Origin of the sequence: Gordonia effusa NBRC 100432 (assembly GCF_000241305.1) — a bacterium.
GTDB classification, from domain to species: domain Bacteria; phylum Actinomycetota; class Actinomycetes; order Mycobacteriales; family Mycobacteriaceae; genus Gordonia; species Gordonia effusa.
In genome coordinates this window covers 42,130-66,052 of sequence record NZ_BAEH01000073.1, presented here as the reverse complement: position 1 = coordinate 66,052, position 23,923 = coordinate 42,130, and the positions used below count along the sequence as shown (strand labels likewise).

Here is a 23,923-nt window from a genome sequence, read left to right as displayed (position 1 = left end):
TGGCTCGCGTCACATTTGTGCGCCGCCTATGCGTGTTGTTGCAACCAGTCGATGAGCGGCGTGGCTTGCCGCCAATGCGTGCGAATTCGATTGATGAGTTTGGGTGTGTGGATGACTTCGTCGAATCCATAGTCGCGAGAGACGGTCAATGATTTATGCCGGAGTAGTTCGATGCGGGGGTGTTCCACGTCCCATCCGCGTGGCGCGGTCTTGAGTGTGGTGCCGCCGACCTTCCATCCGGCCCGCTTCAGCGACGCGATGCATTTCTCTAGTTCCGGACCGTGTCGCGGGTGGTCGATGGCTTTGCGGAAAGCGGCGAGTCGTTCGGCATTGGCATCGTAGAAGCCAACCGCGACGGTGAAACCCGGAGCGGCGATCTGCGCGTAGTAGCCGGTGGCCGGACCAACCGGAATGAACGCTCCCTGATGAGTCTTATATGGCGTCTTATCCTTCGAGAATCGGATATCACGATGCGGACGGAAGACTTTAGCCTGACCGAACTCATCCGCGAGCTCTTCGGTGAGTGCGGTCATCGGTTCGACAACCGCGCTGCGGTAGAGATCCTTGTGCGCATCCCAGAACACTTTGCTGTTGTCGTTTTCGAGATCGTCGTAGAAGTCGAAGGCTGCCTCGGGAAAACCGGAGAAAGTCATAATGCTCCTGTCTGGGAGTCGATGCCTATGTCAATGCGACAGTACGGATATGCGACGGTGCCGAACAGGATGGCTGCAGGACCACGTGCACAGCTCGAGTCTGCCAGTCGGTCATAGAAGTCAATACTGACATGGTGGCAAGACCTGTCACCTGATACCACCCAATTGTTCACCTTGCTAACTGACTCGGTTTACGAGTCTCTGGCAATTTCCGTGCGGTGAAGGTCATCGGAAGTTCTCTGAAAGCAGTCGCAGCGGCATTGATCGTCGCAGGTGGTCTGCTTGCCCCCGGACATGTCGCCGCCGCGCCCTCGGCATGTTCGTTTACCCCGACGGCGGTGCCGACGAGTGTCGGCTATAGCGCCGCGCAGAAGGCGTCGCCGTTCGCAACAACGGCTCCAGCCAATCATGTTGGCGTGCTCGACGGTTTCAGCCGAATCTCCGAGGCTGTTCGACAGCAGAATCTCGCAAATGCCATCGCGATCAACGTGACGTCGTCGCCAGCAGTTGCGCGCTACGCCGTGAACGATAACTACGACATCGAAGGACCGGCGATATTCAACGCTCTCGGGTCCAAGTTGTCGCCGGCCTTCTACGCCGCCTTGCGTGCTGGTCAACTTCCCAAGACTGCGGCGTTGTTACTCGGCGAAGACGCGCTCGTCGGTGAGCGCGTAGGTACGTCGAAGGAGAAGAAGTACTTCCACAACCCGCGCCCGTTTGAGGTTGCGCCGCAACTGATTCGGCACTACGGCGACGGCCGCAAAGATCTCTACGAGGCAGTCCGTGGCACTGGTTCCTATCCATCAGGCCACACCACCTGGGGATTCGCTCAGGCGTTCCTGATCGCATCGATGATCCCCGAGGCCGGTCCGCAGTTGCTGGCCCGCGCAGCCGAATATGGTTACCACCGAGTGGTGCTGGGCGTGCATTACCCTCTCGACGTAGTCGGCGGTCGCATGCAAGCCGAATCGACTGTGGCGCAGGTGCTTTCCGACTCGACATTCGCTGGACTGCTGGCGGAGGCAAAGAAGGAACTTCGCGCGGTACTGACCGCACGCGTGGGTGCTCCGATCGCGCGTGCCGTCGCATGTCAGACGCCATACCAATCGACCGGCGACGCGCTGAAGTCTTACCGCGAGCGTGCGACGTATTCCTTTGTCGCAGAAGGTAACACCACTCGCGTCCTGGCGGTGCCCGCGGGTGCGGAGAACCTCATTCGGGCCGCGCATCCCAATATGTCGACAGGGCAGTTGCGTCAACTTCTGGCGCGTACCGCTCTGCCCGCGGGGTATCCATTGGACAAGACCGGATACGACGGTGGTTGGCAGCGACTCGACATCGCGAAGGCATGGCTGGCGCACTGACGTTATCTGGCGAGATGTGCGCCGACGCCGCGTCGGGCAACGGTCTTGACCCTCAACTCATCTCGCGCCCGGGCGATGGTCAGTGATCGCAGCTGCCAGAGTTCGGCCTGGTCCTCGGGCGCGAGTGACGACGGGTCGTGCGCATAGGCGAGCGCGTGGTCTCGAATCCACGTGGCCGGTATTGGTTCCAAGATGTCCGCCGCGTACTTGAGCCCGACGGCGACCGCTCCAGGAATCAATGCACGTAATTCGTTCGGGGCGAATGCCCACCCCATCGGACATGGCGGGCCAGCCTGATTCTTCGCGAGGAACTGCTGCATCAGCAACAGCACGAATTCGTCGTCATCGATGACACCGCGGTGCCTGGTGCATTCCTCGAAAACTGTTACCTGCCAGCTATTTCCGTTTGGTGAGTGTGCGGAGAACCGAGATGCTCCGTCGACGATCCAGCGGCCGCGAGCCCCTCTGGTCATTGACATGCCGGCCGCGCTCAGCGCGGGAGCTAAGGTGTCAGCGGTCCACGGCGCGGGTAGGTGCGTCAGGAACGCGGCGGCGAGTTCGGTTGCCGTCAACTGAATCTGATGATCATGAGGATCGCGCCGATCGCGGCCATTTCCGAGCATCTCGGTGACTGCCTGTGCGGTCGGCGACCCAGTGGTGCGGACCTGAGCGTTCGCCTGGCATCGCAGCCTACGAAGAAAGTTGTCGTACTCGCGGGGACTCGAAAAGGGTGGCAATGGAATGTCCTCGGCGAGATCCCGTTTCCATCGCAGCGGGATGCGTTCGAGATAGCGGCCACGAAAGGCCAGTTGTCGGGCTGTCGATGAGTGGTCGGACGTCATAGGGGTTGGACGCGGCGCGTGGCCGAACGGTTCCATGTGCAGGCGAGAGACGATGACCCACACCGCCAAGGCAGATTCGCTCAGCGTTGCGCACCAACGCCGTCAGCGGGCAGCATGGAGAAATGTCCGCTGTGCAACTGGTTGAAGTTGGTCCACGTGATGGCCTGCAGAACGAGAAGAAGGCGCTCAGTGTTGACGCCAAAGTCGAACTCATTTCACGGGCCGTCGACGCCGGAGTGAGCCGCATCGAGGCGGTGAGTTTCGTCAACCCAAAGCGAGTGCCGCAGATGGCTGGGGCAGAGGACGTCATGTCACAAGTGCCGCGCCGCGAAGAAGTGTCCTACATCGGACTTGTCTTGAATCGACGCGGACTTGAGCGGGCATTAGCAGCCGACGTTGACGAGGTAAACGTGGTAGTCGTCTCGACCGAGGAGTTCAGTCAGCGAAACCAGGGTTGCAGTGTGGCAGAGGGGATTTCGGCGGCAATCGACATCGTCGGCGACGCGCGTGCCGCTGGCGTGTTCAGCACGGTGACCATAGCGACATCATTCGGCTGCCCATTCAGCGGAGAGGTAGCCGCTACCTGGATCGGCGAGATCATCGCGCAGTTGGTCGGCGGTGCGGCGCCCGACGAGATCGCCCTCGCCGACACCATCGGCGTCGGTGTACCCGCCCAGGTGCGTGCACTGGCCGAAATTGCCGCCGCGAACGCGCCGGGGATCCCGCAGCGTTGGCATTTTCACAACACGCGCAATACCGGATACGCGAATGCGCTGACTGCCCTGGACGTCGGCGCGAGCGCACTCGACGCCAGCATCGGCGGCTTCGGTGGCTGTCCGTTCGCGCCCGCGGCCACGGGGAATATCGCATCAGAAGACCTCCTGTACACCCTCGATCGCAGTGGGGTGACGACAGGCGTCGACATGGACGCCCTGGTCAAGGCCGCCGACTGGCTGGGCATCGCACTGGAGAAGGACGTTCCGGCACTGTTGGGTCGGGCGGGCGGATTTCCGCAGCGCTGAGCGCTATGCCCTGCCGTTCCACTTGATCGCTGCTGCTGCGGCAAAATCACCCGCGTGTGCAAACGCGGCCGTCATGATGATCTGGCCTGACTCCAGTCGGCCGGAGTCGATGAGCGCGTCCAGCGTCATCGGCACTCCGACGGCGAAGAGGTTTCCGCATTCGTCGAAAGTGTCGGGATGGTGTTCAGCGGTAAGCTCAAGTGCCTCACGCCAATTGCGGAGAAAGACGCGGTTGGGTTGATTTGTGATGAACCAGTCCAGGTCGGCGGGTGCGACACCGATACGTTCGGCCGCTATTAATGCGACTTCGGGTACGAGTCGGTTGCCTCGGGAGAGCACCTTCGCGATTTTCGCGTTGGTGAACCCCACGTGAATCTGACCCGGGCCGGCCTCCCAGTATTTGCGGGGCGGCTCGGACACGGCCGTCATGTCCGGGGCATATTCACCGAGGGAGCGGCAGACGGTGGTCAACACCGGATTGCCGCTGGGCCCTAACGTCAGGGTCGCTACTGCCGCACCATCACCTGGGATCGCCGCTTGCGGCTTGCCGCGAACCTGCTCTTGAGTGAAGATCTGTCCAGCGCTGTTCTGCGCCAATCCAATTAGGGCCTTGCGGCCGCCGTTCCCGGCGAGGAGCCCGGCAGCGATGTCAATCATGTGTGCGAACGCCGCGCAACCGCCGTTGTGTACATCGAGGACCGTCGATGGGCGCAGGTCGAGTCGGTAGGCGACCTCGCCGCCGCACCCGCGTACCGGGACCTCGGGCAATTGACTGTGTGTGAGCACGACGTCGACGTCATTGAGGTAGTCGGAGCCATGCCGCTCGGTGAGAGTTGTGGCCGCACGCAGGATCATATCCGCGGACGTTTCTCCGTCGGCGGCATGATGGCGGAACGCGGGGGCACGGAACATTACGTTGTCGGCAAGTTCATCGTCCTGCGCGAAGTCGGCGAAATACGACGCCGGAACTTTATTCGCGGGTCGGTAGGTGGCGATATCGGCTAGCGAAACAACCGGTGTAGCAGCGGAATTCATCGGCGCATCCAATCGGGAGTGAGCGGCAGATCGTTGCGGTTGCGGTATTCGGCAATGCGCACGAGGTTGTCGAGTTCGATTTGGTGCCCGGCCCAGAACATGTCCCAGAGGTCGCCGACCCATTCCTCACGGTCGGCGGGAGCGGCCTCCGGGTATGGGTTGTCGTCGTAGTAGGGGTGATGGCAATTAGTCCACAGCACAACGGAACCGGGCTTGCCGAGTACCAACTGCGCGTCGACTACGCGCATTAGATAGATCATCCACAGGTCGGTGCCCTGATCCCAAGCGCAGTGATAGTCGACGGTCATTGCGTCGGGATTGGCAACGGTGCGGACGAAGAGTTTTGTATCGGGGTTGAGTTTGTCAAACCCGACCCACAGATCGGGTTCGTCGGCCGGGGTCAGGCCGCGGGTGCTGTACGTCCATTCTTCGAGAGACTGTGTGTGAGAAAGCCATTCGTAGAGTTCGCGCGGCGGAGCGTCGACATATCCCTGGACGGTGCAGAAGTCGCCGTAGATCTGGTTATGCGGATAGACCGACCGGATCATGTCGACGACGCGGTAGGTATTTTCGGCGCGACCGTGGGTTTCGACTCGGATTACGCCGTCGAGCGGAGGGTTCGTGTCGAGGTCAGTACGTGGAGATGGAGTATTCATTGCAGCCCTTCGGTGCGGAAATGACAGTGGCGCAGGCCCGTTCCGTCACTCGATGCCGGGTCGGACCCGCACAACACCAATTACGCCCGACGTCGACAGCTCGCTTTGGCGCACTGATCCAGAGTGAATCACTGTGCCGGGGAACTGATCTCAGCCACGTGAGGCAAGGAATCGATCCATTGTCCGTTCGGCGAGTGCGGTGATGGTCAGCGACGGATTCACAAGTCCTACCGCGCCGGGGCAGAAGGAACCGTCGACGACATAAAGGTTGTCGTAGCCCTTGATAGTGCCGTCGGGGTTGGCGGCCTTGCCGATTACCGCGCCGCCGAGTCCGTGGAATGTCGAACCGGAGCCGAATCCGGCGGCGCGAGAAGAGATTACGATTCCGTTGTTCGGCGTTCCGTGGCGGGTTTCGGTTTGGTAGTGGAAGTGATTCGCGAATGCGTTGGCACGTCGGTCCAGTGTGCTGGTGCCTTCACCGAACGGATAGTTCAGTTCGGTTCCGCGGGTGCCGTGGACGTAATCGATGGTGCCGCGCTCGTCGGTATGTACCTGGATCAGGTGCGTGGTGGCCACGCCGCCCAGTGGCGCGGGGAACGGGCTAGCCTGGTAGATCATCGCCGCTGGTCCGCCGGGCAGGCGATCGTCGCGAATACGCGCGTACCCGGGGCCACCCTGGCGCGGTCCCTGGGCATCGCGCAGGTTGGTTCGGACGATGAGGAAGTCGCCGTTGCCGCCGAATCCGTCGCCGATCTTGCCCGAGAGTTTGGGCAATGCACCCTGCGCGCGAGCACGGACCAGCAGGGACGTCGTGTGATACGAGCCCGCTGCCATGAACAGGTAGTCGGCTTCGGCGGTGACTGTGCGAATAGTGCGATGTTTGTCGTCGATCAGCCGCGCCCGTACGACGAAGCCCTTCTTTCGGCTGCGCGGCCGGATGTCGAAGACCTCGTGCATCGGTCTGATGGTCACATTGCCGGTAGCTTCGGCTGCTGGCAGGTAGTTGTGGTCGACAGAGTTCTTGGCGCCACTATTGACACCATACGACAGGTCGCCGACGCTGACGCCGGGGCGCGCTTTGCCGGCGAGTTCGCGGCGTACCAGGTCCCAATCAATCTGGTAGTCAACAAATTTCGGCTTGGTGCCGTAACGAGCCACGGTATTCAGCCAAGTGCGCGCGCCGGTGTAGTTGGGATGGGCGAGGATGTCGTCGGGAAGGTGCGTCGCGTTCAGCATCTTGCGAGCAAGTGGGAAGTAGACGCTCGCGAGTTGGTCGTAGTCCGTGCCCCCAGGGAAGACCTCGTTGAAGTCGACTTTGTCGGGCTGAACGGAGAAGGCGCCGAAGACCAGTGATCCACCGCCGACACCTGCGCCGTAGACCGATTCGATTCCATTGCCTTTGATGGCGTCGAGGACGCCAGGGTACGGCTCGACAGGTACTTGCAGCGTGCTGGAAATACCGGCGGTGGGACTAAACCACGCGGCGCGCTTGTCAGGAGCCTCGAAGGTGGCAAAAGTGTTGCCGTCCTTACGAATTGGCCAGCGGCGGCCGCGCTCGAAGACGGTGGTTTTGATACCTGCCTGGCCCAGGCGCAGTGCGGCGACAGCGCCGCCGAACCCGCTGCCGATCACAATGGCGGTCGCGCCATCAGGAGCTGCTGCTGCGGGGGTGGCGCCAAGCGACCCCGCAGCAGCCGCGCCGGCGACAATCGCTGATGTGCCGAGGGCCCCGCGCAGGAAGGTGCGGCGCGAAACCTGTGAGGAGTCTGAGCGATGTGATTGCACGTTCAAACACTAACCGAATTAGGAAGGAAGGTATACCTAAACTTTTTCGAGACGACATGGCGTGGCGCCACGAGATAACTATGCGGAACTATGTTGACGTTAGTGCGATTTTCTAGTGGGCGCGCCGTCGCATTAACTCCCACGAAAGTCTTGGGCATATCAACCGAAAGTGAATGAGTAGGCGTGTAAGCCCGGGGACAATGCGATGGTGACAGTTCCGGATTGCGACGCGGTATTGGCGGAGACCGTGCGAATGTCGGGTGGACCGGATACGCCGATTGTCCTTGTCGATCCATTCTCGGTAACCGTTAGTGTGCCCGTGCCGCCGACGTTGAGATAGACCTCCCGCGCCCGGTAGGTCAGCGTGATCTGCGCGTCGGCCTCGGCCATGATGTCGTCGTCGGCGAGTGTCCAGGTCCCGCTAAGTCGGTAGGTATTGGCAGCCGGTGTGCCTTCGTCGGCGAATGATTGTGGCCCGGATGCGTAAACGCCTGTGCCGCTGTAGGACTGCTTTTTGGAGATCCCCAGGAATGTCTCGGGAGTGCGTTGCCGGTCGGTCGGCGTCTTGTCGGCGAGGTCGGTGGCGGCGGGGAGTTCGACGTTGGGGTTGGCCGTCGTCAATAGGTCGCGGATGTACTTCTCATTGCGGTCATATTTGCCCTCGCCGAGGCTGACATGCCGGATCACTCCTTTCGCGTCGATGAGGTATCCAGCCGGCCAGGCCACATTTTGATACGCCGTCCAGGTGCCGTAGTCGTTGTCGACCGCGACCGGGAATGTCAGGCCGAGTTTCGCGGCTCCCGAGGCGATGTTTCCGGTGTCGTGTTCAAAGGCGTATTCGGGTGTGTGCACGCCGATGACGTGGAACCCAAAGGGGGCGTAGGCTTTCCACCACGCTTCGACGTGCGGGAGCTCGCGCTGGCAGTTGATGCACGAGTAAGCCCAGAAGTCGATCAGCACGACTTTGCCGCGCAGTTTCGCGATTGTCGTCGGGGAACCGTTGAGCCACTGGGAGATCTTGGCGAACTCGGGCGCGCGTCCGCAGTCGGTCAGCCCCTTCTCTTCGGCGTTGAACGCGGCTTCCTGACATGTTCGCAGTGACCCGTTTCCCGCGGCCGCCGGGACAGTGACGTGAGTTTGTAGCGGATCGGCGAGAGACGCTGTGTAGTCGGGGATTCGGCGCTGGATAGCGCCGGTCAGGTCGAAGGTTAGTGCGACGGCGAGCGCGATGACTAGTACACCGGCGATACCGCGGACGAGTCGTTGGCGACGTTGGAGCCCGCGGACACGGGCGCTCAATCGGTTTCCCGCGAGCGCGACGATGAGTAGGGGTACCGCCACGCCTGCCGCGAATGCGACGGTGAGTAGAACGGTTTCCACACCGATGGTTCCGGTAGCGCCGGCAACGGCGATCGCTGCGAGTACTGGCCCGGCACACGGAACGAATACCGCGCCGAGCGCGAGTCCGAGCACGAATCCGCCGAGCGCACCGGAGCCTTGAGATGTGATGTGGCGCTGTGGGATTCGGGCGAACACACGCTCGATGAGTTGTTCGAGGGATGGGATCAGCATGCTTAACCCGACGAGGACCAGTGCTGCGAGTCCGAGCCATCGAAGTAGTGATGTGGGCAGATGCAGTGCTGCGAGCAGTAACGTGCCGAACAGTGTTATGAGCGCGAAACTCAGGGTGAGGCCGAGGACGATGCAGACCGGCCGTAGGCGACCGAGCGAGGTAGAGGATCCTGCGCCGTTAGGGGAGGGGGCTGTGGCGCTGCCCATCAGGACGACCGGGAGTACCGGGAGGACGCACGGCGAAATGCCGGCGAGGATCCCGCCGACAAAGCCGACGAGCAGAAGTGTCACTGGGTCACCAAGTGGTGCCATTCATTCCGGGGATGACGCAGCGTCCGGCGCGGTCGACGCGTCCGATGAGCATGAGGTCGTATCCGGTGCAGTGTGAGTTGATCGGCGCACAGGTGTGGACGGTGGTAATCACCTTGTTGGGGCCACAAGATGTGCCGGGCGCCGGGGCGGCATTGGCGGCGCTGAGCCCACCGATTCCGGTGATGACTGCTGCTGTTGCCGCCGTGATCGCGGCGAGGCGGCGCGAAGTTGAAAGCAGGGCCATGGTGGCCTCCTTGGGTTGGCGGTGCGCTGTCTCAGACTACGCCGATAGTGAGGTGGGTCACAAGGAGGCCGGAGGCTTCTTGGTAACTATCGCAGTGGAATCTCCACGCCTCGTTCCTCATCGGTTCGCCGGCCGAAGATGCGCCGATCGGTCTCGGCTATCGCCACGTCATTGATGCTGGCTTCGCGCCTTTCCATCAGCCCTTCCGTATCGAACTGCCACAGTTCGTTCCCGTGGCTGCGCCACCACTGGCCATCGGAGTCGTGCCATTCATACTGGAATCGCACCGCCATTCGGTTATTCCGGAAGCCCCACAAGCTTTTTCGGAGGGCGTAGTCGAGTTCGCGCTCCCACTTGGCGGTGAGGAACTGGACGATTTCGAGTCGGCCCGAGATGAATACGTCTCGATTGCGCCATGTCGAATCGGGTGTGTAAGCGAGCGACACTCGTTCGGGATCACGCGTGTTCCACGCGTCCTCCGCTGCCTGGACCTTCTGAATGGCCGTCTCTTCGGTGAACGGCGGGAACGGTGGTCGGGTTTCGGCCATTGCTGCAACCTTTCGGTGGAAAACGATCGTTCTCGGACTTGTCGGTTAGAGTAGAGAACGTACGTTCTCAAGGTCAAGGAGAGGTCCGATTTGCCCACTCGCACAAGCCCGGAGCAGCTAGACCGCGAGCGTCAGGCACTCCTCGACGCAGCAGAATCTCTCTTCTACGAGCGCGGTATCCAAGCGGTCGGTATGGATGCGGTACGTGCGGCCTCTGGCATATCGCTGAAGCGGATCTATGGACTTTTCCCGACGAAGGAGGATCTTGTTGTCGCGGTACTGAAACGACGTGACCTGCGGTGGCGGTCAAGCGTTGTCGAATACGTGCGGAGATATGACCAACCGCGCGAGCGGGTCCTCGCTCTTTTTGACTGGCTTGAGCGATGGTTTGCCGAGCCGGAGTTTCGTGGCTGCGCGTGGATCAATGTCTATGGCGAGCTCGGCTCCGCATCGCCGGCGATTCTCGCCGAGGTGCGTTCGCACAAGGACGCTTTCCATAGGCAAATTGCTACCTGGGCCAATGACGTTGGCGACGGACTGGCGGTCCCGTTGTGTCTGCTAGCCGAAGGGGCGATCGTCATGGCCTCAATCCAGGGTGGAGTGGCGGTTGCGCGGGACGCGCGGACTGCGGCGCGAGCGTTGATGGATTAGGCGGATCCTCGCACGGGGGGAATCGCTGCACAACTGGGGTCGCCGATTCGGGCCCAAGATGGCGAACGGCTGAAAATCGATGCGCGCCCACGGGGCTCATGAAGTAGGGCTAGGGCCGCGAGAGCTGCGAGCCTGGTTCGCTGACGGTCGCCCGCCGTCAAGTTGAGGTGTCAGCTTTTGATGAAGTGGTCTGGATGAGTGCGTACTTGGTGAGTATGGCGGCTGCGACGCCAAACGCAGGCAATTCGACATGGCCAGACACCAGTTCTGACCGCATTTGAAAACGCAGCCCCTGCTGAACAGGGGTCTCACTGTGCCCTCGGTGAGACTCGAACTCACACTGGACGGGTTTTGAATCCGTTGCCTCTGCCAATTGGGCTACGAGGGCATGCGGCTCGTGAGAGCCGCGAGAGATCACTCTAGTAGATCGGTGCCAGGAGAATCCAACCCGGTAGGGTCATGGGTGCGCGACGTGCGGTGATCGTCGGCGAATGTGTTTGGGAGAGAGGCGAAAGCGATGACAGACAGCACGCAGGCAGGCGAGGTAACGCCGACCGCGCACCGCGTCCTGGTCGCCGAAGACGATTCGCTGATCCGGATGGACCTCATCGAAATGCTGCGCGAAGAGGGCTACGACGTCGTTGGGGAGGCGCCCAACGGGCAGGTCGCCGTCGACCTCACCGTCAAACTCAATCCCGACCTCGTGATCATGGATATCAAGATGCCAGTCCGCGACGGTATCGACGCCGCCACCGAGATCGCCGCCAAACGACTCGCGCCGGTAGTAATGCTGACCGCGTTCAGCCAGCGCGACTTCATCGAGAAGGCGCGCGACGCAGGCGCGATGGCATATCTCGTCAAACCGTTCACGAAAACCGACTTGGTGCCCGCGATCGAAGTCGCGGTTAGTCGCTATCAGGAGTTGACCGCGCTGGAGAAGGAGGTCGCCACGATCGGCGACCGCCTGGAAACCCGCAAACTCGTCGACCGCGCCAAGGGACTTCTGATGGCCAAGCAATCGATGAGCGAACCCGAGGCGTTCAGCTGGATTCAGCGCGCCGCGATGGACCGCCGCACGACCATGAAGGCCGTCGCGCAGGTCGTCGTCGAAACTCTCGGTTGATCTCTCACATACCGCCTAAAGCGGACATCGTGTTAAATCTGTGAAACTCTCCCACAAGAGTGCCTGCACGGTTGTCCCAAAAGCGCGCGCCCGCACGACGTTCGGTTTATCTTTTTGCGAGGGTCTTCCCTAGTAGAACCTCCGCGTACCGGCGTCGGAGGGCAAGTGAGAGGTAGCTAAATGCACCGTCGCATGACCACGACCGCCCTAGCGGTGGCACTCACCGGAGTGCTCGCAGTCTCCGCGTGTGGCAGCAAATCGACCAACTCCGATGAGTCCGGAAGCAGCGCAGGTGCGCCCAGCTCCGGACTGTCGATCGACAAGTTGGCACAGATCAACACATCCGGCCAAGAGGTTCCGGTTACCGCCGAGACCGACGCTGCTGACCCGGCCGGGGACGGCAAAGCCAAATGCCCCAACACGACCATCGCGATGGCTGGTGCGCTCACCGGCGCCGACGCCGCGTTGGGTATCAACATCCGCTACGGCGCACAATTGGCCGTCGATCAACACAACGCGGCCAATGCCGACTGCCAGATCACGCTGAAAACCTTTGACACAGAAGGTGATCCGCAGAAGGCAACACAGGTCGCGCCGCAGATCGTCTCGCAGGACTCAATCGTCGCGCTGATCGGTCCGGCCTTCTCCGGTGAAACCAAGGCCACCGGTGGCGTATTCAGCCAAGCCGGTCTGGTCTCGGTGACTGCCTCCGCGACCAACCCGGCACTGACCGACAACGGCTGGAAGACCTTCTTCCGCGGACTGGCCAACGACGACGTACAGGGACCCGCGGTCGCCAAGTACCTCACCGGCAAGCTCGGCAAGAAGAAGGTGTGTGTCATCAAAGACGACACCGAATACGGTGCGGGACTGGCGCGTGCGGTCAGCGCTTCGCTGGGATCGGCCAACGCCGACTGCGATGGCGATGTCAAGAAGGGGGAGCGTGACTTCTCGGCGGTGGTGACCAAGATTCAGCAGGCTAGCCCCGACGCCGTGTTCTACGCGGGGTACTACTCCGAGGCCGCACCTCTTGCGCAGCAATTGAAGTCGGCTGCCCCCGACGTCACCTTTGTTTCCGGTGACGGCGCCAATGACCCCAACTTCATTTCCCTGGCGGGCAATTCGGCTAAGGGTGCGGTGCTGTCCTGCCCGTGTGGCCCGGCGCCGGACAAGTTCAAAGCTGACTACACCGCGAAGTTCAACCAGAAGCCGGGCGTCTACTCGGTGGAGGCATACGACCTCGCGACCATCCTGATGAAGGGCATCACCGAGGGTAAGCGCACTCGTTCGGCGCTACTGAACTACGTGAAGAACTACAGCGGGAACGGACTGGCGCGTAAGTACCAGTGGACTCCGAAGGGTGAGCTGACCTCATCCAATATCTGGGTCTACCAGGTCAAGTAATTCGATGACGCACAGCATGTCCGGACCCTGGTGTCCGGGCATGCTGTCGTCTCACATGCTGTGACCTGTCGGTACGCGAGAAGATAGCGCGGTGAAACTCCACGAATGATCGTCCACACCCTTGCCGAGACGATAGCAACGGCACCTCAAGTGCTCGAACCGCAGACCATCGCCTCTGATCTCAATTTCGACCTCGGCGCACTACGCGCCGGGTTCTGGAGCCTGACCATTGAAGGCCTGGCCTATGGCTCGATCTACGCACTGGTGGCGGTCGGCTACACATTGGTCTACGGCGTCCTCAAACTCATCAACTTCGCGCACTCCGAGATCTTCATGCTCGGCATGTTCGGGCAGTACGTTGGTCTCCTGCTGCTGGGGTTCTCGCCCTCAGGCGACACCTACAACTCCGGCACGATGATGACAATCGTGTACTTGTTAGTCGCCGGTCTGCTCGGTATGGCTGTATCCGGTACCGCCGCAGTCGGTTTGGAGTTCGTCGCGTACCGGCCGCTACGACGTCGAGGTGCCAAACCGCTCGCTTTCCTGATTACCGCGATCGGTATGTCGTTCGTCCTGCAGGAAGTGGTGCACTACCTCCTGCCGAAGATCCCGACCACTCCGCGGCTCGGTGGTTCGACCGCGCAGCCGCAGATCAAACTCGTCGATCCGACTACCCAGTTCCACATCTTTGGTGCGTCGGTGTCGAACCTGACATTGGTCACCATCATTGTCGCGATCGGGCTAGCGCTGGGGACCGACCTGGCGCTCAACAAAACGAAACTCGGCCGTGGAGTCCGGTCGGTCGCGCAAGACCCCGACGCCGCGCTCCTTATGGGCGTCTCACGGGAACGCACCATTATGGTGACCTTCTTGATCGGCGGAATACTCGCCGGCGCCGCGGCGCTCTTCTACACCTTGCGTATCCCCACGAATATCGTCTACTACGGCGGCTTCATCCTCGGCATCAAGGCGTTCTGTGCGGCGGTTCTCGGCGGTATTGGCAACGTTCGCGGCGCCCTGCTCGGCGGTCTGTTGCTCGGCGTGATGGAGAACTACGGTTCGGTCGTCTTCGGCAATCAGTGGAAAGACGTCGTCGCGTTCGCCCTGTTGATTCTCGTGCTGATGTTCCGACCGACCGGCATCCTTGGGGAGAAGCTTGGAAAGGCGCGCGTATGAGCAAGTTCGTCGAGCGATGGTTGTCGATCTGGATACCGATCCGCGATCGTTGGAACGATCTATCCCGTCCGATGCAATGGGTAGCGGGTGCACCGCTGATCCTGCTACTGGCCCTCTTGCCGGTAATCAAGCCACCGTTCATCACCACCACCGCCGTTGATTTCGGTGCCACGATGGCTCAGGTCGCGATGGTCGCGTTGATCGCGATCGGCCTGAATGTTGTTGTCGGACAGACAGGTTTGCTCGATTTGGGTTACGTCGGGTTCTACGCGGTCGGTGCGTATGCGGTCGCACTGCTGACCAGCCCGGCCAGTCCGCTCTGGGATAGTGCCGACCACGGACTGTTCTCGGGGCCGTGGGCGTGGCTGGCGTGTGTACCGCTGGCGATCATTATCACCGGCCTGACTGGCGTGATTTTGGGTACGCCGACGCTGCGCGTGCGGGGCGACTATCTCGCGATCGTCACGCTTGGTTTCGGCGAAATCGTCCGGCTGCTGGCCGACAACCTCAAGGGTCTCACCAACGGAGCCGCCGGCCTCAACAACGTGCTATTCCCGGAACTGGGCAAGTCCGATGCGCACCCCGAGGGCGTCTTCTCTAACTCGAATGATTCTGGAATTAGCTACGGTGTCTGGTGGTATTGGCTGGGTATCGCCGCGATCATCTTGGTGCTGCTAGTGGTGGGCAATCTGGAGCGTAGCCGGGTCGGTCGCTCCTGGATCGCCATCCGCGAAGACGAAGATGCGGCGGAGATCATGGGCGTCCCGACGTTCAAGTACAAATTGTGGGCCTTTGTTATCGGCGCCGGAGTTGGTGGCCTTTCGGGTGCCATCTACGCCGGACAGGTTCAGTACGTCGACCCGAAGGCATTCACCGTCATCAACTCGATGCTGTTCCTGTGCGCGGTGGTACTCGGTGGTCAGGGCAACAAACTCGGTGTGATCGTCGGTGCGTTTATCGTCGTGTACCTACCGGCGAAAGTGCAGGGCATCGAAGTCGGCGGACAATCGCTCGGTGACTACAAATACCTGTTCTTCGGAATCGCGTTGGTGCTCTTGATGATCTTCCGCCCACAAGGGTTGTTCCCGGCGCGGGCCAAGCTAATTACCTTCGGCCGCAAGGTCTATTCGACGGCGCGGCGGGTACCAGATTCGGAAGCCGTCGCGCAGGAGGTTCGCTCATGAGACATCGACGTTCCGACGACTGGACGGCTGATTCGGTGCAGGAGCCCGACACGCAGGCACCCGCCGACTTGACCAAGTCGGACGCCGAGACCGAAGTGCAACCCGATTCCGTCGCTGTTGACGATACTGCTGCCGACACCACCGTGGTGGTCGATCCGGCCGCGATCGATCCGGCTCTGGCTGATCCGGAGGCCGTCGCGGAAATCGTTGCGCCGCAACGTGAGATGGCATCGGCTGAAGGTGAGGTATTACTCGAGGTCGATGGCATTACGGTAGAATTCGGCGGCCTGGCCGCCCTCGATGACGTCACCTTCGATATCAAGCGCGGCGAAATCCTCGGTCTCATCGGGCCAAACGGCGCGGGCAAAACGACATGCTTCAACGCCATCACCGGCGTCTACCGACCCAGCCGCGGCACAGTGGTCTTCGACGGCAAGCTGCTCGGAAAAGTCAAGCAGCACAAGATTACTCGGCTGGGTATCGCCCGTACATTCCAGAACGTGCGGTTATGGGGCGAGATGACCGCGCTGGAGAATGTGGCCGTCGGGACCGACGCCCGGCACCACACCTCGGTGGCCGGGGCGATCTTCCGCACCCCGCGGCATTACCGCGAGGAGCACGACGCCGTCGACCGCGGGATGGCCTTGTTGGAATTCGTGGGCATCGCGTCCCGTGCCGCCGAGAAGGCATCCAACTTGTCCTACGGTGACCAGCGGCGGCTGGAAATCGCGCGGGCGTTGGCAACCGAACCGAAACTGCTATGTCTTGACGAGCCGGCCGCCGGATTCAACCCCCGGGAGAAGGCCGCATTGATGGATCTCATTCGTAAGATCCGCGACGACGGCTACACGGTACTGCTCATCGAGCACGATATGCGCCTGGTCATGGGGGTAACCGATCGAATCGTAGTGCTGGAGTTCGGTCGTAAGATCGCCGAGGGGACACCGGCGCACGTGCGTGAGAACCCCGCAGTCATTGCGGCCTACCTTGGAGTACCTGATGACGAGATCGCCTGAGCAATCGGTTGACGACCCGCTACTGATCATCGACGATCTCGCGGTCCACTACGGTCGGATCGAAGCCCTGCATGGGATTTCGCTGCATGTTCGGCCCGGGGAGCTGGTAACTCTGCTCGGCGCGAACGGCGCGGGAAAGTCGACGACGATGCGCGCGTTGTCGGGACTGCATAAACCCACAACCGGGCGAATCATGTTCGACGGCACCGATATCACGGTTGCCTCAACCCATTCTCGAGTGAAACAAGGCATCATTCAGGTTCCCGAGGGACGACACATCTTCCCGGGCATGACCGTGCAAGAGAATCTTGATATGGGCTGTTACGCAAGGAAATTCGAGTCCAAACCGGCTTACAGATCGACCCTTGACCACGTTCTGGGGCTGTTCCCGCGACTCGCCGAGCGACGTGGCCAGTACGGCGGCACGATGTCCGGTGGCGAACAGCAGATGCTCGCTATCGGGCGGGCGCTGATGGCGCGGCCGCGGCTGCTATTGCTGGATGAACCGTCAATGGGGTTGGCGCCCAAGGTAATCGCCCAGATTTTCGCGATTATCAAACAGATCAACTCCGAGGGGACCACTGTGCTGCTGGTCGAACAGAACGCACAGCAGGCTCTGAGTCGGTCCGACCGCGCCTACATCATGGAAACCGGCGTCATTACCAAAGAAGGCGCCGGGCGTGATCTGCTGCATGACAATGCCGTGCGGGACGCTTACCTGGGAGTCGCGTAACCGCGCCCCGCCCTGTCGGTAGTAGGCACTAGACTCCACACGGTGAGTGACACCAAGACAGCCCAAGAGACGCCGACCCTGATGCTCCTCGACGGGCACTCGCTGGCCTACCGGGCCTTCTTCGCGTTGCCGCCGGACATCACAACGGCGTCCGGGCAGGTCACCAACGCGGTCTTCGGTTTTACCTCGATGCTGATCAACCTCCTGCGCGACGAGCAGCCGACGCACCTGGCCGCGGCCTTCGACGTGTCGCGTAAGACATTTCGTTCGGAGATGTTTCCCGAATACAAAGCGCAGCGCGAGTCGTCACCGGATGCCTTCCGCGGCCAGGTCGACATCATCAAAGACGTGCTCGACGTCCTAGGGATCCCGCATTTCTCGGTGGAGAATTTCGAGGCCGACGACGTCATCGCCACCCTGGCCACTCAGGCCGACGAGCGTGACTACAAGGTGTTGGTGGTGACCGGTGACCGGGATGCCCTGCAGTTGGTTAACGACAACATCACGGTTCTCTACCCCAAGCGCGGAGTGTCGGAGCTGACGCGCTTTACGCCGGAAGAAGTGGAGAAGAAATACGGGCTCACTCCGGCGCAGTATCCCGACTACGCGGCAATCCGCGGCGACAAGAGCGACAATCTCCCCAATATCCCCGGCGTCGGCGAGAAGACCGCCGCCAAATGGATCCGAGACTATGGATCGTTGTCAGAACTGGTCGACCACGTGGATGAGGTCCGCGGCAAAGTAGGCGATGCGCTGCGGGCGAATTTGGCATCCGTGCAAACCAACCGGCAACTGACTCAGTTGATTCGAGACGTCGAATTACCCTCCGGCCCAGACGATCTGAAGGTGGTGGGGTGGGATCGCGAGCGAGTTCACGCTCTGTTCGACGAGCTGGAATTCCGCGTGCTGCGTGATCGCCTGTTCGCACAACTGACGTCAGTCGAACCGGAAGCCGACGCGGGATTCGAAGTTGATGGAGAGTTGTTGGCAGCCGGGACGGTACGCGCCTGGCTGGATGAACATGCCCGCACCGGACGCAGCGGCTTGTCGATCGTTGGTGCGCAGTCGGTGATGGATTCTGACACCGAGGGGCTGGCCATCGCCGCTGCCGACGGCGTATCGGCGTACCTCGACACCGCCACGCTCGATCCCGACGATGAGCGGGCCCTGGGTGACTGGCTTGCTGATGATGGGGCAGACAAGGCGGTACACGAGGCTAAGTGGGCTTTTCATGCTTTGCGTAGCCGTGGCTGGAAGCTCAAAGGTGTCAGTAGCGACACCTCACTCGCCGCCTATCTCGTCCGGCCCGGTCAGCGCACCTTCAACCTCGACGATCTCGCGCTGCGCTATCTGCGCCGAGAATTGCGTGCCGACGACACTCCCGGCGACGGTCAGATGTCGCTCCTCGACGCCGACGCGTCCGACGACAAGCAGGCCCAGCAACAGATGCTGCAGGCCCGCGCAGTCGCGGAGTTGGCCGACGCTTTCGACGCCGAACTCGAACAGATCGAGTCTCGGTCGCTGTTAACCGATCTGGAATTGCCGCTGCTGTTCGTACTCGCCGAACTGGAAGCGACCGGAATCGCGGTCGATACCAAGCACTTTCAGACACTTGAGGCGGGTTTCGCCGATCGAGTGCGGACCGCGGCAGATGCGGCGTACGCGGTCATCGGCGAGCAGGTCAATCTGGGTTCACCTAAACAACTGCAGACAATCCTCTTCGACAAGCTCGATATGCCGAAGACCAAGAAGACCAAGACGGGGTACACCACCGACGCCGACGCGCTGCAGAGTCTGTACGAGAAGACCGAGCATCCGTTCTTGGCGCACCTGCTGGAGCATCGTGATGCGACACGATTGAAGGTGACCGTCGACGGTCTATTGAAATCGGTTGCGCCCGATGGTCGAATCCACACGACATTCAATCAGACGATCGCCGCGACCGGCCGCCTGTCATCGACCGAACCCAATTTGCAGAACATTCCAGTCCGTACGGCTGCTGGCCGGGAAATCCGCAAGGGGTTCGTGGTGGAGTCGGGGGACGATTCGGGTTTCGAGACCTTGATGACCGCCGACTACAGCCAGATCGAGATGCGCATCATGGCTCATGTGTCCGAGGACGCGGGTCTTATCGAAGCGTTCAACTCGGGGGAGGATCTGCACAATTTCGTCGGATCGCGGGCGTTCGGGGTGCCGATCGATGAAGTGACAACCGAATTGCGGCATCGGGTCAAGGCGATGTCCTATGGACTGGCATACGGGTTGAGCGCGTTCGGGCTCGCCGCGCAACTCGGTATCAGTCGTGACGAGGCCAGTGAACAGATGGAGGCATACTTCGCGCGATTCGGCGGAGTGCGTGACTACTTGCGCGACGTGGTTGGACAGGCGCGCAAAAACGAGTACACCGCAACGCTTTTCGGCCGTCGACGGTACTTGCCAGATCTCACTCACAGCAACTGGCAGCGGCGTCAGGCAGCCGAGCGGATGGCGCTCAACGCCCCCATCCAGGGCACGGCCGCCGACATCATCAAGGTAGCGATGATCAACGTGCACAAGCGGTTGGTCGCCGAGGAACGACGCTCCCGCATGCTCCTGCAGGTGCACGACGAATTGGTCCTGGAGATCGCCGACGGCGAGCGCGACGACGTCGAGAAGCTGGTGCGGGAAGAAATGGGTTCGGCAATCGAACTGTCAGTGCCGCTTGATGTGTCGGTCGGCTTCGGCCGGTCCTGGGACGACGCCGCACACTGAGCCCACAGACGCGCCGCGCATACACCGTTAGCCAGCATCGAACCCGATGACACAGTAAGTTTCTTCTGGAGATTCCCGGTGTTCGACTCCGGGTAACCAGGCAGGAGACAAGAGTGTTGATTCGACGACGCGAGGCGCGGGACGGGTGGTTCGTCGCCGTCGTGATCATCGCGGTCGCGGCAGTTCTATCTCTGTCGTCCTGCACCAACGACGAATCCCTTTTGGACACCAAGCCGATCACCTTGACAATCGCGAAGCAGCCGGCGATTGCCGAGATAGTGCCCGCGGAGATTCGCGAGTCAGGCGTGCTCCGTATCGGTACCAATCCGCCCTATCAGCCGAATGAGTTCAAGAACCGCGACGGCGAGATCATCGGATACGACGTCGATTTGATGCGCGCGGTGTCGCAGGTCCTCGGGCTGCGTCCGGAGTTCAAAGAGTCCGACTTCGACAAGATCATCCCGGCTATTCAGTCGGGGACTTTCGACATGGGAATGTCGTCGTTCACCGACACGGCCGAGCGTGAGAAGCAGGTAGATTTCGTCACCTATTTCAGTGCCGGTGTGCTGTGGGCACAACGGACCGACGACGACGTCGACCCGGACAATGCCTGCGGACTGAAGGTCGGCGTTCAGGCAACGACCTACGAAGACACCGACGAAGTGCCCGCCAAGAGTGCGAAATGTGTTGCGCAGGGTAAGGAACCGATCGTCAAGGTGAAATTCGATAGTCAGGACGAGGCGGTGAATGCTCTACTGCTGGGCAGAGTCGATGCACTGTCGGCCGATTCGCCGGTCACCGCCTACGCGGTCAAGAAGACCGATGGTCAACTAGAAGTGGTTGGCCCGGTCTACGACGCTGCTCCATATGGTTTGCCGGTCCGGAAGGGCTCGTCGCTTGGTCCGGCCCTGCAGCGGGCGATGCAATACCTGATGGACAACGGCTTCTATCGGACGATCTCGGAACACTGGGGTGTGCAGAGCGGCATGATCGGCACATCCAAGATCAACGACGCCGCCAAAGACTGAAATGGTGTCGAATATGCAGGGTCAGGAGAGTCGATGACAGTATCCGACAAGCTGGATGGCGGTGATACCGCCGCGCCGATCAAAGCGGTGCCGCTGCGTCATCCGGGGCAATGGATCGCGGCGGCCGTAATCGCGGTGCTCGCAGCACTTTTCCTCTATGGCGCGGCCACCAACGGCGCCTATCGGTGGGGCACCTACCGGGAGTACCTTTTCGATACTCGAATTCTGTCCGGCGTCTGGTACACACTCGCGCTGACCGTGCTCGCGATGGTCATCGCGGTGGTACTTGGTGTATTGCTCGCCATCATGCGGCTATCGCCAAACCCGGTGTTGCGGTACACATCCTGGACCTATTTGTGGATCTTTCGAGGTACGCCGGTCTATGTGCAGTTGGTGTTCTGGGGGTTGTTCGGGTCGATCTACAAACGCATCGATATTGGCATTCCGTTTACGGTGCAGTTCGCGCATTTCGACGTGCAGAGCCTCAACGCTGCGTTCCTGTTCGCGGTGATCGGACTCGGACTCAACGAGGCCGCATATATGTCCGAAATAGTCCGTGCCGGAGTTTCGTCTGTCGGTGAGGGGCAGACCGAAGCATCTGTGGCACTTGGTATGTCGTGGTCGCAGACGATGCGGCGCACAGTATTGCCGCAGGCGATGCGGGTCATCATTCCGCCCACCGGCAACGAGGTGATCTCCATGCTCAAGACGACGAGCTTGGTGGCCGCCGTGCCGTTCAGCGGGGAACTCTACGGTCGGGCTCGCGATATTTCCGGGGTGAACTTCCAGCCGATCCCAATGTTGATGGTGGCCTCCACCTGGTATCTCGCGGTTACGAGTGTGCTCATGATCGGTCAGTACTATCTGGAGCGGTATTACGCGCGTGGCGCGAGTAGGCAGTTGTCAGCGCGTCAACTAGAGGCGCTGGCGGCCGCGGTCGACTCCAAGTCCGACACCAAGACCAACAGGGAAGCGTGAGAGCCATGACTGTTCCAATGGTGCGCGCGGACGGGGTGTGTAAGAACTTTGGCGCGTTGCAGGTGCTCAAGGGCATCAATCTGGAAGTGCAGCGGGGCGAGGTCGCGTGTCTTATCGGGCCGTCTGGCTCGGGTAAGTCGACGTTCCTGCGCTGCGTCAATCATCTCGACGTGGTCAACGCCGGCCGCCTCGTAGTTGACGGCGAGCTTATCGGGTACCGCGAACGTGGCGGCAAACTTTACGAGATGAGTCCGAAAGACGCTGCGCGCCAACGTCGAGACATCGGGATGGTGTTCCAGCATTTCAATCTGTTTCCGCATCGAACGGCGTTGGAGAATGTCATCGAGGCACCCGTGCAAGTGGCCCGCACACCCAAAGCGCAGGCCGTCGAGCGGGCCCGTGAATTGCTCGCACGCGTTGGGCTGGCAGATAAGGCTGACGCGTACCCGGCGCAGTTGTCCGGTGGACAGCAGCAACGTGTTGCGATCGCCCGCGCGCTCGCGATGGATCCCAAGCTGATGTTGTTCGACGAGCCGACGTCGGCGTTGGACCCCGAACTGGTCGGCGATGTGCTTGACGTGATGCGGGAGCTGGCGGCCAGCGGCATGACGATGCTGGTGGTGACCCATGAGATGGGCTTCGCCCGTGAGGTTGCCGATCAACTCGTGTTCATGGACGGTGGCGTGGTGGTGGAGAAGGGTGATCCGCGCGAGTTGTTGGCGAACCCGACCCACGAGCGGACTCAAGCATTCCTGTCGAAGCTACTGTGAGCGGCATCGGCGCGAGCGTGCGTATCGGAGTGCTCGATGGTGATGGCATCGGGCCGGAGATCGTTCCGGTGGCAGTGTCGGTGGCGTCGAAAGCGTTGCGGCGCAACGGCTTGGACGTCGACTGGGTCGCATTGCCGTTCGGCCGTTCCGCGATCGACTCGCACGGATCAGCAGCTCCCCAGGAGACACTAACCGCCCTCGATGAACTCGACACGTGGATTTTGGGGCCGCACGATTCGGCCTCGTATCCGTCCGAATTTCGCGGACAACTCACACCGGGCGCGGTGATTCGTAAGCGCTACAACCTCTTTGCCAACCTTCGCCCGGCGAAAGCTCTGGACGCAGCGCGGGCGACCACTCCCGATATCGATCTGTTGATAGCGCGGGAGAACAGTGAAGGTCTGTACGCAGATCGGAATATGGCCGTCGGCTCGGGAGAGTTCATGCCGACCCCCGATGTCGCACTCGCGGTCGGGGTCATTACTCGAGCGGCGTCCGAACGTATTGCGCGCGAAGCCTTTACCTGGGCGAGGCGACGTCGGGGAAAGGTGACCGTGGTGCACAAGGCCAATGTGCTGACGATGACGACCGGGCTATTTCGCGACGCGTGTCTCGACGTCGCGGCCGAATTCCCCGACGTCGAGGTGTCGCAAGAACACGTCGACGCGATGGCCGCACACCTGGTGCGCCGTGCGGCCGATTTCGACGTAGTGGTGACCGAGAATCTTTTCGGTGACATCTTGTCCGATCTTGCCGCCGAACTCGCTGGGTCACTGGGCACAGCGGCATCGATTAACTGCTCGGCGACCAAGGCGATGGCTCAGGCGGCGCATGGCGCGGCGCCCGATATCGCGGGGCACGACGTCGCGAATCCCGCGGCAATGATCTCCTCGACGGCGATGCTGTTGGCATGGCAGGCACAGCATTACGGAGATGAGCGGCTGATGACGGCGGCAGCGCAGATTGATTCGGCGCTTATCGCCACCGTTTCCGCTGGAGTCGCGACACGGGACCTCGGCGGTACGGCGAGTACGTCGGATTTCGCCGCCGAGGTTCTTCGGCGCTTGTGAACGTGG

At 61.3% G+C, this 23,923-nt stretch carries 22 protein-coding genes and 1 tRNA gene; 14 read left to right on the top strand and 9 right to left on the bottom strand.

Translation table 11 applies throughout. The features are described from left to right. Positions 1-26 precede the first annotated feature (26 nt). On the bottom strand, positions 27-653 hold the full coding sequence (locus GOEFS_RS12980; RefSeq protein ID WP_007318376.1) for a DUF2461 domain-containing protein: 627 nt from the start codon (positions 651-653) through the stop codon (positions 27-29). A gap of 218 nt (positions 654-871) precedes the next feature. On the opposite strand from GOEFS_RS12980, the gene GOEFS_RS12975 reads away from it, so the two are divergent. Beyond that, positions 872-2,017 carry an acid phosphatase gene (locus GOEFS_RS12975; RefSeq protein ID WP_007318375.1) on the top strand — a complete coding sequence of 382 codons (1,146 nt, stop codon included), beginning with the start codon at positions 872-874 and terminating at the stop codon, positions 2,015-2,017. A gap of 2 nt (positions 2,018-2,019) precedes the next feature. Here GOEFS_RS12975 and GOEFS_RS12970 read toward each other — a convergent pair whose 3' ends face one another. Continuing rightward, positions 2,020-2,859, bottom strand: coding sequence for a hypothetical protein (locus tag GOEFS_RS12970; protein ID WP_040525076.1), 840 nt, complete (start codon positions 2,857-2,859; stop codon positions 2,020-2,022). Between the two features lie 122 nt (positions 2,860-2,981). Between GOEFS_RS12970 and GOEFS_RS12965 the strand changes: the two genes are divergently transcribed. Next, positions 2,982-3,881 carry a hydroxymethylglutaryl-CoA lyase gene (locus tag GOEFS_RS12965; RefSeq protein ID WP_007318373.1) on the top strand — a complete coding sequence of 300 codons (900 nt, stop codon included), beginning with the start codon at positions 2,982-2,984 and terminating at the stop codon, positions 3,879-3,881. A gap of 3 nt (positions 3,882-3,884) precedes the next feature. Here GOEFS_RS12965 and GOEFS_RS12960 read toward each other — a convergent pair whose 3' ends face one another. The 6 genes from GOEFS_RS12960 to GOEFS_RS12935 form a co-directional block, all read right to left on the bottom strand. Continuing rightward, the gene (locus GOEFS_RS12960; RefSeq protein WP_007318372.1) at positions 3,885-4,916 is read right to left on the bottom strand and encodes a 3-oxoacyl-[acyl-carrier-protein] synthase III C-terminal domain-containing protein; all 1,032 of its coding nucleotides are present in this window, start codon (positions 4,914-4,916) and stop codon (positions 3,885-3,887) included. Then, positions 4,913-5,572, bottom strand: a complete 660-nt coding sequence (locus tag GOEFS_RS12955; RefSeq protein ID WP_007318371.1) for a hypothetical protein — start codon at positions 5,570-5,572, stop codon at positions 4,913-4,915. Before GOEFS_RS12955 ends, GOEFS_RS12960 begins: the two co-directional genes overlap by 4 nt. A 150-nt stretch (positions 5,573-5,722) precedes the next feature. Continuing rightward, positions 5,723-7,357: a GMC oxidoreductase gene (locus GOEFS_RS12950; protein WP_007318370.1), complete on the bottom strand. Its 1,635-nt coding sequence runs from the start codon at positions 7,355-7,357 to the stop codon at positions 5,723-5,725. Positions 7,358-7,516: 159 nt separating this feature from the next. Beyond that, positions 7,517-9,220: a cytochrome c biogenesis protein CcdA gene (locus GOEFS_RS12945; protein ID WP_007318369.1), complete on the bottom strand. Its 1,704-nt coding sequence runs from the start codon at positions 9,218-9,220 to the stop codon at positions 7,517-7,519. A 4-nt stretch (positions 9,221-9,224) separates the two neighbouring features. Further along, entirely contained in the window at positions 9,225-9,485 is a 261-nt protein-coding gene (locus GOEFS_RS12940; protein WP_007318368.1) for a hypothetical protein, read from the bottom strand. An 86-nt stretch (positions 9,486-9,571) separates the two neighbouring features. Next, on the bottom strand, positions 9,572-10,033 hold the full coding sequence (locus tag GOEFS_RS12935; RefSeq protein WP_007318367.1) for a nuclear transport factor 2 family protein: 462 nt from the start codon (positions 10,031-10,033) through the stop codon (positions 9,572-9,574). 90 nt (positions 10,034-10,123) lie between these two features. On the opposite strand from GOEFS_RS12935, the gene GOEFS_RS12930 reads away from it, so the two are divergent. Further along, positions 10,124-10,684: a TetR/AcrR family transcriptional regulator gene (locus tag GOEFS_RS12930; RefSeq protein WP_007318366.1), complete on the top strand. Its 561-nt coding sequence runs from the start codon at positions 10,124-10,126 to the stop codon at positions 10,682-10,684. Between the two features lie 314 nt (positions 10,685-10,998). On the opposite strand, the gene GOEFS_RS12925 is transcribed toward GOEFS_RS12930, so the two are convergent. Beyond that, positions 10,999-11,072 (bottom strand) — tRNA-Leu (locus GOEFS_RS12925). A 129-nt stretch (positions 11,073-11,201) separates the two neighbouring features. On the opposite strand from GOEFS_RS12925, the gene GOEFS_RS12920 reads away from it, so the two are divergent. The 11 genes from GOEFS_RS12920 to GOEFS_RS12870 all read left to right on the top strand — a co-directional run bounded on the left by GOEFS_RS12920 (position 11,202) and on the right by GOEFS_RS12870 (position 23,917). After that, positions 11,202-11,807 carry an ANTAR domain-containing response regulator gene (locus GOEFS_RS12920; protein WP_007318365.1) on the top strand — a complete coding sequence of 202 codons (606 nt, stop codon included), beginning with the start codon at positions 11,202-11,204 and terminating at the stop codon, positions 11,805-11,807. A 180-nt stretch (positions 11,808-11,987) separates the two neighbouring features. Continuing rightward, positions 11,988-13,211 carry a branched-chain amino acid ABC transporter substrate-binding protein gene (locus GOEFS_RS12915; RefSeq protein ID WP_007318364.1) on the top strand — a complete coding sequence of 408 codons (1,224 nt, stop codon included), beginning with the start codon at positions 11,988-11,990 and terminating at the stop codon, positions 13,209-13,211. 105 nt (positions 13,212-13,316) lie between these two features. Then, entirely contained in the window at positions 13,317-14,387 is a 1,071-nt protein-coding gene (locus GOEFS_RS12910; RefSeq protein WP_007318363.1) for a branched-chain amino acid ABC transporter permease, read from the top strand. Beyond that, positions 14,384-15,571, top strand: a complete 1,188-nt coding sequence (locus tag GOEFS_RS12905) for a branched-chain amino acid ABC transporter permease (RefSeq protein WP_007318362.1) — start codon at positions 14,384-14,386, stop codon at positions 15,569-15,571. Before GOEFS_RS12910 ends, GOEFS_RS12905 begins: the two co-directional genes overlap by 4 nt. Further along, positions 15,568-16,587, top strand: coding sequence for an ABC transporter ATP-binding protein (locus tag GOEFS_RS12900; RefSeq protein ID WP_007318361.1), 1,020 nt, complete (start codon positions 15,568-15,570; stop codon positions 16,585-16,587). The genes GOEFS_RS12905 and GOEFS_RS12900 overlap by 4 nt, the downstream gene beginning before the upstream one ends. Continuing rightward, on the top strand, positions 16,571-17,320 hold the full coding sequence (locus GOEFS_RS12895) for an ABC transporter ATP-binding protein (RefSeq protein WP_007318360.1): 750 nt from the start codon (positions 16,571-16,573) through the stop codon (positions 17,318-17,320). The genes GOEFS_RS12900 and GOEFS_RS12895 overlap by 17 nt, the downstream gene beginning before the upstream one ends. Positions 17,321-17,401: 81 nt before the next feature. Continuing rightward, positions 17,402-20,071 carry a DNA polymerase I gene (gene polA, locus GOEFS_RS12890; protein WP_083837328.1) on the top strand — a complete coding sequence of 890 codons (2,670 nt, stop codon included), beginning with the start codon at positions 17,402-17,404 and terminating at the stop codon, positions 20,069-20,071. 113 nt (positions 20,072-20,184) lie between these two features. Further along, positions 20,185-21,099 (top strand): ABC transporter substrate-binding protein, encoded by a 915-nt coding sequence (locus tag GOEFS_RS12885; RefSeq protein ID WP_007318358.1) that lies wholly within the window; start codon positions 20,185-20,187, stop codon positions 21,097-21,099. 33 nt (positions 21,100-21,132) lie between these two features. Then, positions 21,133-22,077, top strand: coding sequence for an amino acid ABC transporter permease (locus GOEFS_RS12880; protein ID WP_007318357.1), 945 nt, complete (start codon positions 21,133-21,135; stop codon positions 22,075-22,077). Positions 22,078-22,094: 17 nt separating this feature from the next. Next, positions 22,095-22,847 carry an amino acid ABC transporter ATP-binding protein gene (locus GOEFS_RS12875; RefSeq protein WP_007318356.1) on the top strand — a complete coding sequence of 251 codons (753 nt, stop codon included), beginning with the start codon at positions 22,095-22,097 and terminating at the stop codon, positions 22,845-22,847. After that, positions 22,844-23,917: an isocitrate/isopropylmalate dehydrogenase family protein gene (locus GOEFS_RS12870; RefSeq protein ID WP_007318355.1), complete on the top strand. Its 1,074-nt coding sequence runs from the start codon at positions 22,844-22,846 to the stop codon at positions 23,915-23,917. Before GOEFS_RS12875 ends, GOEFS_RS12870 begins: the two co-directional genes overlap by 4 nt. Positions 23,918-23,923: the final 6 nt, after the last annotated feature.